This window comes from Gordonia sp. OPL2 (assembly GCF_003797825.1).
Classification (GTDB): Bacteria; Actinomycetota; Actinomycetes; order Mycobacteriales; family Mycobacteriaceae; genus Gordonia.
In genome coordinates this window covers 1-13065 of record NZ_RKME01000011.1, presented here as the reverse complement: position 1 = coordinate 13065, position 13065 = coordinate 1, and the positions used below count along the sequence as shown (strand labels likewise).

The 13065-nt window shown below is 67.4% G+C and carries 11 protein-coding genes; 4 read left to right on the top strand and 7 right to left on the bottom strand.

Going from position 1 to position 13065, the window contains the following annotated elements; genetic code table 11:
* Positions 1-125 precede the first annotated feature (125 nt).
* Positions 126-1085, bottom strand: coding sequence for a Ku protein (locus EEB19_RS12735; protein WP_187586780.1), 960 nt, complete (start codon positions 1083-1085; stop codon positions 126-128).
* 60 nt (positions 1086-1145) lie between these two features.
* Here EEB19_RS12735 and EEB19_RS12730 point away from each other — a divergent pair, with 60 nt between their 5' ends.
* From EEB19_RS12730 to EEB19_RS12720, 3 genes are all read left to right on the top strand, one after another.
* Positions 1146-3542 (top strand): ATP-dependent DNA ligase, encoded by a 2397-nt coding sequence (locus EEB19_RS12730; protein WP_187586778.1) that lies wholly within the window; start codon positions 1146-1148, stop codon positions 3540-3542.
* Between the two features lie 17 nt (positions 3543-3559).
* Positions 3560-4315 carry a dienelactone hydrolase family protein gene (locus EEB19_RS12725; protein WP_262365626.1) on the top strand — a complete coding sequence of 252 codons (756 nt, stop codon included), beginning with the start codon at positions 3560-3562 and terminating at the stop codon, positions 4313-4315.
* Between the two features lie 64 nt (positions 4316-4379).
* On the top strand, positions 4380-4922 hold the full coding sequence (locus EEB19_RS12720; protein ID WP_187586776.1) for a hypothetical protein: 543 nt from the start codon (positions 4380-4382) through the stop codon (positions 4920-4922).
* 43 nt (positions 4923-4965) lie between these two features.
* On the opposite strand, the gene EEB19_RS12715 is transcribed toward EEB19_RS12720, so the two are convergent.
* Positions 4966-5835, bottom strand: coding sequence for an SMP-30/gluconolactonase/LRE family protein (locus tag EEB19_RS12715; RefSeq protein WP_187586774.1), 870 nt, complete (start codon positions 5833-5835; stop codon positions 4966-4968).
* Between the two features lie 47 nt (positions 5836-5882).
* A complete protein-coding gene (locus tag EEB19_RS12710; protein WP_187586772.1) occupies positions 5883-6734 on the bottom strand; it encodes an SDR family oxidoreductase in 852 nt (283 codons plus the stop codon).
* Positions 6735-6882: 148 nt separating this feature from the next.
* On the opposite strand from EEB19_RS12710, the gene EEB19_RS12705 reads away from it, so the two are divergent.
* Positions 6883-7641 carry a metallophosphoesterase gene (locus EEB19_RS12705; protein ID WP_187586770.1) on the top strand — a complete coding sequence of 253 codons (759 nt, stop codon included), beginning with the start codon at positions 6883-6885 and terminating at the stop codon, positions 7639-7641.
* Positions 7642-7882: 241 nt separating this feature from the next.
* On the opposite strand, the gene EEB19_RS12700 is transcribed toward EEB19_RS12705, so the two are convergent.
* The 4 genes from EEB19_RS12700 to EEB19_RS12685 all read right to left on the bottom strand — a co-directional run bounded on the left by EEB19_RS12700 (position 7883) and on the right by EEB19_RS12685 (position 12807).
* Positions 7883-10123 (bottom strand): bifunctional SulP family inorganic anion transporter/carbonic anhydrase, encoded by a 2241-nt coding sequence (locus EEB19_RS12700; protein WP_262365625.1) that lies wholly within the window; start codon positions 10121-10123, stop codon positions 7883-7885.
* A gap of 186 nt (positions 10124-10309) precedes the next feature.
* Entirely contained in the window at positions 10310-11296 is a 987-nt protein-coding gene (locus tag EEB19_RS12695) for a YdcF family protein (RefSeq protein WP_187586965.1), read from the bottom strand.
* Between the two features lie 160 nt (positions 11297-11456).
* Positions 11457-12251: an SDR family NAD(P)-dependent oxidoreductase gene (locus tag EEB19_RS12690; protein WP_187586766.1), complete on the bottom strand. Its 795-nt coding sequence runs from the start codon at positions 12249-12251 to the stop codon at positions 11457-11459.
* A 127-nt stretch (positions 12252-12378) separates the two neighbouring features.
* The gene (locus tag EEB19_RS12685) at positions 12379-12807 is read right to left on the bottom strand and encodes a DoxX family protein (RefSeq protein WP_187586764.1); all 429 of its coding nucleotides are present in this window, start codon (positions 12805-12807) and stop codon (positions 12379-12381) included.
* Between the last annotated feature and the right edge of the window lie 258 nt (positions 12808-13065).

Genomic DNA, 13065 nt, shown 5'->3' with positions numbered 1-13065 from the left:
TCGACCCCGGGTATCACGACAGATACCCCTACTTGGTCAATCCACCGTGGTTCACAAGTACCGTCACAACCACGGTGGATTGACCGTTCAGGGGTGGATGAGATCCGTGTTCACGCCGCCCACCCTCAGGCCGACTTCTTCGCCGCAGCCTTCTTCGCGGGGGCCTTCTTGGCGGCCGTCTTCTTCGCCGCCGTCTTCTTCGCCGCGGCCTTCTTGGCAGGAGCCTTCTTGGCCGCGGTCTTCTTCGCCGGCGCCTTCTTCGCGGTGGACTTCCCGTCGTCGTCCGACGACGTCGACGAGGAACCGCCGGAGTCCTTGTCCTTCACCGAGGCTCGGAGCGCGGCGAGCAGATCGGCGACCTCGGAGTCGTCGTCCTCGGGCTCGTCCTCGCTCTCCGGGAACGCCTCGGTGCCCTCCGCCTTGGCGGCCACCAGCTTCGTGAGCTCGTTCTGGTAGCGGTCCTCGAACTCGGCCGGGTCGAAGTCCTTGGCCATCGTCTCGATCAGCGATGCCGCCATCTCGAGTTCCTGGGGACGGATCTCCGGCTCGTCGCCGAGGAAGTCGAAGTCGGCGGCGCGCACCTCATCCGGCCACAGCAGGGTCTGCAGCGTCATGACGCCGTCGACGACCCGCAACGCCGCCAACCTGGTGCGGTTGCGCAGCGTGAAGTTCGCGATGGCCAGTCGATCGGTCTTCTGCAGCGCCTGCGCCAGCAAGGCATATGCCTTCGGCGATTTCGACGCCGGCTCCAGGTAGTACGGCTTGTCGAAGTAGATCGGATCGACCTGCTCGGTCGGCACGAACTCGAGGATCGAGATCTCCGGACTCTTCTGCACCGGCAGCGTCGCGAGGTCCTCTTTGGTGAGGATCACCGTCTCGCCGGCATCGGTCTCGTATGCGTTGGCGATGTCGGAGTAGTCGACCTCGGTGTCGGTTCCCTCGCGGACGCGCCGATAGCGAATGCGCGTACCGTCCTTGGAATCGACCTGATACGACTTCCGGTCGTGGCTTTCCGTGGCCGAATAGACCTTGACCGGCACGTTGACCAGGCCAAAGCTCAGATCGCCCTTCCAGATCGAGCGCATGGTGTTCATTGTGCCACCGGAACCGGCAAACCTCGGGGCACAACGTGGACAATGGTCGACATGGCCGGTGGTGACAGTCTCGACGTCGACGGTCGTCGCATCCCGATCACCAACCTCGAGAAGGTGCTGTATCCCGCGACGGGCACCCGAAAATACGAGGTCATCGACTACTACAACCGCATCGCCGACGTCATGCTCCCTCATCTCGCCGGCCGTCCGGTCACGCGCAAGCGCTGGCCGAACGGTGTCGACTCGATGCCGTTCTTCGAGAAGGACCTTCCGCCGTCGGCACCCGACTGGCTGGACCGCTTCGGTGAGCAACACAGCAAACGGGTCATCACCTACCCGCTCGCGACGTCGCGCGCCGACCTCGTGTGGTTCGGCCAGATGGCAGCGCTGGAGCTGCACACCCCCCAGTGGCGGGTGCCGTCCGACGAGAGCGCACCGAAGGCCGATCGTCTCGTTCTCGATCTCGATCCGGGCCCCGGGGTCCCGCTGTCCCAGTGCGCCGAGGTGGCCCTGATGATCCGCGACATGCTGGAGGCGGCCGGACTGACCGCGTATCCGGTCAGCAGCGGCGGCAAGGGCATGCATCTGTACGCCCGGTTCGAACGACCGGTCGCGCCGGACTCGGCACGGACCGTCGCCAAACAGATCGCGACGAGCCTCGCGGCGTCGCACCCGGACTCGATCACCGCGACCATGTCGAAGTCGCTGCGTGAGGGCAAGGTGTTCATCGACTGGAGTCAGAACAGCGGATCCAAGACGACGTTGGCGCCGTACTCGATGCGTGGGCGCGAGGAGCCGTGGGTCGCTGCTCCGCGCAGCTGGGATGAGTTGGCCGACCCGGACATCAGGCAACTGCTGTTCCACGAGGTACTCGAGCGGGTGGCCGCCGACGGCGACCTCCTCGGAGGACTGGACGCGCCCCACGACGACTCCGAGGACACCGAGAACTCCGACGACGACACCGACCGAAACGACCGGACCGCCGCCTCCGACGACGACGCGCCCGACCCGGTTCAGGCCAGCGCCGTCGTCAGCCTGCGCGAGTACCGCCGCAAGCGGGACGCCGACAAGACGCCGGAACCGTTCGGCGACGACGCCTTTGCGCAACAGCGCGAGACGGAGGAACCGGCCGGCCCGATATTCGTCATCCAGGAACACCACGCACGGCGGCTCCACTACGACTTCCGGCTCGAACGCGACGGCGTGCTCGTCTCGTGGGCGGTACCGAAGAATCTGCCCGACGATCCGGGCCAGAACCGGCTCGCCGTCCACACCGAGGATCACCCGATGGATTACGCCGATTTCGAGGGCGACATCCCCGCGGGCGAGTACGGCGGTGGGCACGTCGAGATCTGGGACCGGGGCACGTACGAGACCGAGAAGTGGCGACCGGATGAGGTGATCGTCCGCCTGCACGGCGAACGCGTCCAGGGCCGCTACGCACTGATCAAGACCGGCGACAAGAACTGGCTGGCGCACTTGATGAGTGACGAGCCCCGGCCCATCATGCCGGACAGTCTGCGCGATCCACGGCCCATGCTGGCGACCGACGAGTCGATCGAGAAGCTCGACGGCCGCGACTGGGCGTTCGAGGGGAAATGGGACGGCTACCGAATCCTGCTGCGCTACATCGACGGCAACTTCCGGCTCACCTCGCGGTCGGGAATCGACATGACCGCCGACTTCCCCGAACTCCGCTCTCTCGCCGATGATCTCGGCCTGATCGACGTGGTCCTCGACGGTGAGGTGGTGGCGCTCGACGCCAGCGGACGCACCAACTTCACCCTGCTGGCGGCACGCAACAACACCGACGACGACCTCACCGTGAAGCTCTACCTCTTCGACATCCTGTACCTGAACGGGACGTCGCTGCTGCGCCGACCGTGGTCCCAGCGCCGAGAACTGTTGGAGGAGTTGGCACCGGCGTTCGCGCGCTCCCCCTACGCGGAGGTCCCTGCCCTGCTCGACGGACCCGGCCGCGCCGCGGTCGAGCACAGTCGCGAACAGGGATACGAGGGAGTCGTGGCCAAGCGTCGGTCGTCGACCTATCAGCAGGGGCGACGGACCACCCAGTGGCTCAAACACAAGAACTGGAGCGACATCGAGGTCGTCATCGGCGGCTACCGCCCCGGGCGTGGCAACAGGTCCCACACGATCGGCTCCCTGCTCCTCGGACTTCCCGAGGACACCGGTCTACGCTACGTCGGACGGGTCGGCACGGGATTCTCCGACGCCCAACTCCGTGCGCTCGCCGAGGAACTGGAGCCATTGCGTATCAAGCGATGTCCGTTCGTCGACAAGCTCGACCGTCCCGTCGCGTCCAGCGCGGTCTGGGTACTGCCGACGATCGTCGGCGAGGTCCGGTTCATGGACTGGACCACGACCGGCCATCTGCGCCATCCGAGTTGGCGCGGAATCCGCCGCGACAAACTGCCCGGCGACCTCTGACACCGAAGGGAATCCCGTTGACCCACCAGATGATCGACGTCACCACTCCGGATGGCACCGCAGACGCCTACCTCACCCGACCTGACGGCGCCGACGGGCCGCTTCCCGGAGTGCTGTTCATCATCGACGCCATCGGCCTGCGTCCCCGGACGAAGGAGATGGCCGACCGGATCGCCTCGTGGGGATATGCCGTCCTGGCGCCCAACGTCTTCCACCGGGACGGCACCGCCGCCGACCTCGAACCGACCGTCGACCTGACCGAACCCGGTCAGCGCGACGCGTTCTTCGCCGAGGTCATGCCCCGCGTCCACGCACTCAACGACGACCTGGCGATCCCGGACCTCTCCGCCTATCTGGACGCACTCCGTGGCCTCGACGACGTGCGCGACGGCGACGTCGGGATCACCGGCTACTGCATGGGAGGTCGGCTCGCCCTGCTGGCGGCGGCCACGCGACCCGATGTCGTCGGGGCCATCGGCATGTTCCACACCGGCCGCCTCGTGACCGACGGCCCCGACAGCCCACACCTACGGCTTCCCGACATACGCGCCGATGTCCTTGCGATCCACGCCGACGAAGACCACTCGCTGCCACCCGAGGCGGTGGCCACCTTCGAGCACGCACTCACCTCCAGCGGGGTCACACATTCGGCGACCGTGTACCCCGGCGCACACCACGGCTACACGATGGCCGACACCGCGGTGTTCCATCCGGAGGCGACCGAACGGCATTTCGAGGAGCTGCGGGGGTTGTTCGGGCGGACGTTGCACTGACGAAAGCACCGCGTTTGCCGACGCGGATCGGCGTGATCTGATTCATTGGCTAGCGACGGAAGCGGTGGACGAACGGAAGCGGGTACCGGTGAACCGACACCTCGGCGCGGGGCTGCTGACGGCATCCCTCCTCGTCGCCACACTGATGCTGGCCGGGTGCGGGACCGAGAACGAAGCCGGCAGCCCGTCTGCGGGCGACGCGGTGGGGACCACATCGCATGCCCACCACCCGGCAGAGGCGGCACGGCCGGCGCCGGGACCGCGCGCGGTGCCGCAGAAGGGCAGTCCGACGACACCTGAGCCGGCGGGCGGGCCGGGTGCGGTCCGCGCCCAGCTGGCCTACCTGTGTTCCGTCGGGGACGCCGACGCGACGTTCTGCACCGAATCCGGCCTCGCCGTCCCGCCCGATCCGAAGACCTCGACCGACGACCCGGCCCAGCTGCGCGACCTGTGTTCGCGTGGCCAGGCTGCCGACGCCCTTTGTGGCGCAGCCGGATTCAGCATGCCGGTCGCATCGATCGGCTCCGGACCGGCCGACAGCGAGTTTGCGCGGCTGTGCTCAGAAGGAACCATCGACCCGTCGACGTGTCGCGGCGCCGGATACTGACGACGGGCTGTGTCGGGCTGATCACGAAAGGCCCCCACCAGACTCACGATGCCCGGGCGACGGGCGCATCGACGACGAGGACGCGCGCGGATCGCCGCGCCTGCACCTCGACCATCTGGTCGACACCTCCGAACTCGTTGCACAACAGCAGCATCTGCGGACCTCCGTCGCCGCCGAGGGCACACGAGAAGCAGGGCAGATCGGTCTCGACGCGATGAGTGATCTCGCCTCCGTCGAGGACTCGGACGCACGCACCCCCGGGCGCCGCGGGATCACCGGTGTGCGCCGCGGTGTCCGCGGTCTGGGCCCAGATTCCGCCGTCGGCGTCGATGCAGATCCCGTCCGGACCGAGCCCCTCGGCCCAGATCCGGCGCCCGGTGAGCGAACCGTCGTCGGCGATGTCGAAGGCGGTGAGGCGTCCGCCCATGGATTCCGCGATCACCAGGGTCGCCCCGTCCGGCGTGATCACCATGCCGTTGGGGAAGTCGATGTCCCCGGCGACCTGCCGATGACGACCATCGGGCTCGATGAGGCTGATCCACCCGGGTACGGGCTGACCGCCGCCGACGAAATCGAAGTCGGCGCCGTTGACGTAGACGTGCCCCTGCGGCGCGACGACGATCTCGTTGCCGCCCCGATCACTCCAGACCGTCGGCGCCGAGCCCGGCGCATGGACGCGAACATCCGGACCGGTCGTGAGCAACTGTCCGGTCGGTGACCACTCGATCGACCATCCCATCCGTGGCGGCGGCGGGCCCGTGGTCACGACCTCCTCGACACCACTCGTGTCGACCGCGATCACCTCGCCGGTGCCCCAGTCGGCGAACCACCATCGCCCGTCGTGCCAGCGCGCCGACTCCACCATCGACCGCCCGCGCAGGAGGACCGACGGTTCCGGCAGGCTCTCGATCATCGGTCACTCCTGTCGTCGGGAGGGTGGCATCGAGGCCCGGGCGTACGTCAGAGACTCTGACGCCGACGTTGCTGGGCGACGAATCTGGCCGTCATCCGCTGCATCACGGTCGGTGCCGCGCGGGAGAACCGCCACGCCGCACGGGCCTGAGCGGGCACCACGAGCAGCGCCTTGTCCCGTTCGACGGCGACCAATGCTTCCGTGGCGAGCCGATCGGCACCGTATGCGGTGCGGACACCCTGCCCGGACAGGTAGAAGGTCCGGCCGTCGAAGCCGCCGACCCCCTCCCCGTCGAGCAGTGGGGTCTCGACAGCCGCCGGGCACAGTGCAGTGACGCCCACTCCGTGCGCAGCGGCCTCCGAGCGCAACGCCAGCGACAGACCGACCACGGCGTGCTTGGTCATCACATAACTGGTCATCAGACCTGCCGCGGTGAGTCCGGCCATCGACGCCGTGTTCACGATGTGCCCCGAGCCCTGCCGGATCATGTGCGGGTAGGCGGCGGTGACGCCGTGCACGACGCCGCGGATGTTGACGTCGACGATCGCATCCCACTGCTCGGGCGTCAGCAGCTCGGTGTTCCCGCCCAGCGCCATACCCGCATTGTTGAACATCAGGTCGATGCGACCGGAGTCGTCGACGACGTCCTCGACAAGCGCACGGACCGCATCGCCGTCGGTCACGTCCAGTGTCGCCGCGCGAACCGTCCCGCGACCGTCGGCGAGAGTGGATGCGACCCGCTCGGCCGCCGCGCCGTCGCGGTCCGTGCAGACGACGTCGGCACCGGCACCGACGAGCGCGGTGGTGAGCGCCGCACCGATCCCGGACCCGGCGCCGGTGACGATGGCAGTGCGTCCGACGAATCGATCGGGGTCTCGACGACGGACCAGTCGTGTCATCCGCTGACGGTCGCATCGCGAGGGGAAGGTGTCAACACTCCTCGACACGTCTCCGCGGCGGTACAGACGGCGGCATGTCGCGGGGCTCATCGCGCCGAGCGCCCGTTGCTTGGCTAGCCTCAGGTGAGTCAGTGATCAAGGAGCGTGTGTGTTCGTCGTCGCCCACATCAGCGACCTGCATTTCAACGGCACGCGGTACAACCGCCGCCGGATCGAGGCAACGCTGGACTACATCCATGCCCGCGCGGACGGCATCGATGCACTGCTGGTGACGGGCGACATCACCGACGAGGGCAGCGAGTCGGAGTACCGGGAGGCGCACGGCGTCCTCTACAGCCCGCTGCCCATGCTGATCACCGCGGGCAACCACGACCACCGTGAGCGGTTCACCGCGGGACTGCTCGGCGAACAGAGCAGCGCCCCCGTCAACAGCGCCGAGATCGTCAACGGGGTGCTGCTCGTCGTGTGCGACAGCTCGATCCCCGACCGCAACGACGGCCTGCTGTCCGACGAGACACTCGCCTGGGCGTCGGCGCAGATCGGTGCCGCGGGACCGCAGACACCGGTCATCATGGCGTTCCACCATCCGCCGGTGGTCCTCGAGATGCCGTTCATGGACACCATTCGTCAGACCGGCGAGGACCGGCTCGCCGCACTCGTCACCGAGCATCCGAACATCGTCGGATTCGTCTGCGGCCACGCACACACACCCGCCGTCACGTCGTTCGCCGGCCGGCCGCTGGCCATCGCACCCGGCGTCGCGTCGACGCTCAACCTCCCGTTCGAGGGCACCGAGGTGATCAATCGCGGTCAGCCGCCGGGCGTCGCCTTCCACGTCCTGCACGGGCTCGACGACGGTCCCGACGGCTGGCGACTGATCTCCCACTTCCGGTCGGTGATGTTCTGAGGCGGGTTGCCTCGACCAGCGTCGGACTCGGTCTCGACACACGTCGGACTCGCTCCGCTCGCACGTCGCTACTCGACCCGGCGGCTCCGCTCGCACGTCGCTACTCGACCCGGCGGCTCCGCTCGCACGTCGCTACTCGACCAGCGGAACCCCACCGCCAGGCGAGGCAGCATCCCACCGCTGATCGAGTAGCTCCCGAGCCGCCAGGCGAGGCAGCGTATCGAGATCACCCAACCGCGACCTACTCGACCAAAACCTCCGCCTGCACGCCGCGGCCGACGCCGGCCGGACGCACGTCCGTTCCCGTCACCTCGAAGACCCGTGCGGTGGGGATGTCGAAGAACAGGCCGACGATCCGTAGTCGCCCTTCGGCGGACGCCTTACCGACCAACGGATGCCGGCTCAATGTCTCGACCTGTTTGGCGACGTTGACGATGCCCAACTGGTCGACGTCGCCGAAGCCGAGTTCTGCGGCCGCCCGGCCGGCCGGGTGACCGAGCTGATAGGCCGCGAGGCTCGGCACGGCGTGAGCCAGCCAGCGTCGGACGGGGCTCGCAGAGGTCGCCCCCTTCTCGATCGCATCGTCGGCGAGTATCGCCTTCATCGCACCACACGACGAATGTCCGCACACCACAACCGAACTCACGCCCAGTTCCTCGATCGCGAACTCGAGGGACGCCTCGACCGACATGTCGTCGGCGGAGTCCGAGGGCACCAGGTTGCCGACGTTGCGCACGGTGAACAGGTCCCCCGGCCCGCTCGAGGTGATGATGTTGGGCATCAGGCGCGAGTCCGCACAGGTCAGGAACAGCGAATCCGGATCCTGCGAATGGGTGACGTCACTCGTCGTGGCGCGCAATGTCTCCGCGTGGTCACGGTGGTACTCGGTCACGCCGCCCATGATCGACCGCAGGGTCGCCGGCGTGTCGTCGGGGACGGCCTCGGTCTCCGAACGTCGGCTGCGCCAAGGGGTCAGGCCGATCGCGGTCATCGAATGGCGACGCGGCGGCGCCTTGGGTGCGTCCTCGATCCGCGCCTTGCCACGTTCGAGGATGACGACGGAGCCGCCGTTCGCCTCGTGGGCACGCACCCAGTCCTCGATCATCTCCGACGCAGCGTGATCCAGGAAGTCGGTGTCGAGTTCGAGTGTCACGTGGGCTGCGGCCGGTACGGCACCGAGCGCCTTGTTCAGCTTGGGCAACGACAGGAAGCTCAGCGAGCCGCGCACCCGGACGAGCCACTGGCGCGAGCCCTCGGTGCCGAACGGCTCGGAGACGAACTCCGCCCGGACGACCCGCCAGACCACCAGCGCGACAGCCAGAGCCAGACCGATACCGACGCCTTCGAGCAAGTTGAGGAAAACGACGGACAACACGGTCACCGCGTACACCCAGAGATCTCCGGTGCGCAGCGCCGTCTTCATGTGCGCCATCTTGACCAGCTGGATGCCGATGACCACCAGAAGGCCGGCGAGAGCAGCGGTCGGGATCTGCTCGACGAGACCGGTCAGCACGACGGCGAAGACCAGCACCCAGACCCCGTGCAGGATCGCCGACATACGGGTGCGCGCACCGGTGTTGACGTTGGTGGTGCTGCGCACGATCACGCCGGTGACCGGCAGTCCGCCGAGGAGCCCCGAGGTGATGTTGGCGCTGCCCTGACCGAGCAGCTCGCGATTGAAGTCGCTGCGCGGCCCGTCGTGCATCTTGTCGACGGCGACCGCCGACAGCAGCGACTCGACACTGGCGATCAACGCGACCGTCAGCACACCCAGGATGACTGCTCCCCAGTTGCCGGTCGGCAACTCGGGCAGTGCGATGGCGTCGAAGAAGTTGCCGTCCAGACTGATCCGCTCGACGTTCATGCCGAAGACGATCGAGATCAGGGTGGCCGCGACGATGGCCACCAGCGGCCCCGGTACCTTTCGGGCCGACGCAGGCAGCCTCGTCCACGACAGCATGATCGCGATGACGAGCCCGCCGATCAACGCGCTGGCCCAATCGAGCGACATCAATTGGTCGGGCAGGCCGGATACGTTCTCCCAGGCGGTACTCCCCGATTCACCGCCGAGCAGGACGTGGATCTGCTGCAGCGCGATGGTGATACCGATGCCGGCGAGCATCGCGTGCACGACCACCGGCGCAATCGCGAGTGCGGCTCCGGCGATTCGGCTGATACCGAACAGGATCTGCAGCACCCCGGCCGCGACGGTGATCGCGCAGGTCACCTTCCAGCCGAAGTTCGCCACCAACTCGGCGACCACCACCGTCAGTCCCGCCGCGGGGCCGGATACCTGCAGCGGGCTCCCGCCGATGAGTCCCGCGACGATACCGCCGACGACGGCCGCGATGAGACCCGCCATGACCGGGGCGTCCGACGCGATCGCGATCCCCAACGACAGTGGCAATGCGACCAGGAACACGACCAGCGATGCCGGCAGGTCGTATCTGAGGTTGGAACGCACTTCGTGTAAAGAGGGCATTTCCGACACATTCATGGGTACGAAAGTACCGATCCGGTGTTAAGCGGATGCTGCGCAGCACCTTCGAAATCTGTGAGAAACCGCAACCTCCTCGACAGCGAGTGGGTCAGATCACCGCAGTAGATGAACTCCCCGTAAAGAGATTCTCGCGCACTGGTTGTGCGCACACCGGTACCGTAGCCTGCGCTAGTTTGCCGCGGACGACCCAGTGCCGAGCAGGGTTTCGAGAAGTTTGCTGCCGAACTCGACGATCAGCCCCGGCCCGGTGTCGGGGAGGTCCTGCGGCAGCGGCAGACCCAGCTGTCGCGTCGCCGGGATCTTCGCCGTGCGGGTGGCCTCGAGCCGAATTCCCTTCTGCTGATCTCGAATCAACGGTTTGGAATACTTCGCGAGCTCGGTGTCGGTGGTCACCGTCGCCACGGTCTTCAGTCCCACCGCCGCGAAATCCGCTGCACCACGCCGGATGTGGTTCGGTGAGGTGACCAGCACGATGTTGCTGATCCCCTGCGCCCGCAGGATCTCGGCGGTGTTCTGCGCGTTGGCCACCGTCGACCCCGACTTGCCCTCCTCGGTGATGCGCGCGGCGTCGACCCCGTTCGACACCAACCACTTCTTCATCGCGGCGGCCTCGGTGATGCCCGCCTTGGGCACTCCACCGGTGACGACGATCGGCAGCGTGGTCGTCGCCTCGGCCTGCGACTTGCCGGCGGTGACACGTTTGACGAGTTCCGGCGCCATCTTGCCGTCGCGGTTGAGCCCGTAACCGAGGACGACGATCGCAGCGCGGCCGGCAACGGTTTTCGGGGATGTGTCGGGCACGATCTGCGCGGCCGCGGCGACTCCGTCGATGATGTTCCGTGCGGCCGTGGCCAACGCCGGATTCACCCCGCCGAGTCGATTCAGGGCAGCGCGGCTGGTCGCCGCATCGTCGGCCTGATCCGACCAGATCGCCTGTAGCGCAAGTGCGTCGGGGTCCACCGGGATGATCGCGAGCGCCTGCTTGATCGCCTCGAGACCGCCGGTGACGTCTCCCGCCGCGAACTTCTGCTGCGCCGAGTTGTACAAGGTGGCCGGATCGACCGTGGTGGCCACCGTGGCCACCTGCGGGTCGGAGACGACCGGCATCGCGCCGACCGCGACACCGCCGATGCCTGCGCATGCGATCACCGCCATCGCAGCGGCCCGTCGACGATTCACTCTGGTCACATTTGTCACTTGCGTAACAGTAGGGCGTGTGCGCAACGCCCGGGCACCTGTGTCGTGACAGATCGGTAACGACCTGTCCGGCTACATCAACCACCCGAATGTCGCCACGGGACCGCCGGAACGGCTGTCAGGGCAGGATCGAGTCGACGTATCCCCCGTCGACGCGTACCGCCCCACCTGTTGTCGCCGAGGCGAAGTCGGAGCTGAGATAGACGACGAGATTCGCGATCTCGTCGGGTTCGATCAGCCGCTGGATCAGCGATTGGGGACGGTGTCTGCGCATGAACTCACGCTGCGCCTCATCCCACGGGAGTGCGCGGTCGACGAGCTGATAGACGAACTCTTCCACACCGCCGGTGTGGGTCGGTCCCGCAATGACCGAGTTCACCGTGACGCCCGTGCCCGCCGCCTCTTTGGCGAAGCCGCGCGACACCGCGAGCAGTGCGGTCTTGGAGGTCCCGTAGTGGATCATCTCCTCCGGGATGACCACGGCCGAGTCGCTCGCGATGTTCAGCACGCGTCCGGCACCCCGGTCGGTCATACCGGGCAGATAGGTGCGGATGAGCCGCACCGCGCTGAGCACGTTCACCTCGAAGAACCGGCGCCACTCGTCGTCGTCGATCTCCAGGGCGGGCACGGCCTCGAAGATCCCCAGGTTGTTCACCAGGATGTCCACCGCCGGCAAAGTCTCCACCAATGCGTCGACGCCCTCGCCGGTGCTGACGTCGGCCGGCGCGGCCACCAGATCGGCGGTGTCGACGTCGGCCGAGATCCGTGAGATCGCCTGGGCGACCGACTCTTCCGACCGTCCGTTGATTGCCACCCGCGCACCGGCGCGGGCGAGCCCGGAGGCGATCGCCGCGCCGATCCCCTGCGTCGACCCGGTGACCAGAGCAGTCTTCCCGGTGAGATCGATCAGCATCGTCGAACTCCTCCACTCGTGTCCAGCGCCTACTCCGCCACCCTAGCCACCACCGCGGTCGACGACCACCAGACGCCGAGATGCCGCCGACGGGATGTCCGTCAGCGGCACGTCGGGGCCGATGAGATCATCGGCGCAGGCCGACGACCTTGAGCAGTTCCGGGCGACGCAGCACCAGGCCGATCCACATCAGCACGCCGAAGTACACGGCGAACAGTGTGGTGCTGATCAATGGCGACTCGACCCGCATGTTGGCGGTGACGGCACCGCCGAGGTAGGCAGTGATGCCGAGCGCGCCGAGGACCGCGGTGCGCGGGATCGCGTACACGACAAGGCAGATCAGCAGCACGGTGCCCATGACGTAGGCCTGCTCGATGGGGAATCCCAGCTTCGCGGTGCCCTCGATGACGGCCTCGGGCTGGGTCAGCTTGCCGACGACGTCGAAGGCGAGGAAAGCGCCGACGACGATGCTGATGACGACTCCGACGATGTGCCGCACGCTGCGGGTGGCGGCGGCGCTGCGGTCGGTGGACGGGGTGGCGGTTGCGGTGACCATGACGAGCTCCTCTGTTCCGGGGTGGTGGTGTGGTGTTGTGCTGGGTTAGACACCACCCCGTCGGAAAACTCATCGGTCGTCGCCGCGACGCCGCACAGGCACCCTGAAAAGGTCAATCCACCTTGGTTGTGACGCTCCCTGCCAGCCTGTTCGTGAGACAGCTGGTGGGGGTGTGGGGAACGGAGTGAGTGGTGGAGATCAGTGTGCCGGTGGGTCGGACTCGGACCGGGAAGCGGTCGTTTCCGATCGGGTTCAAGG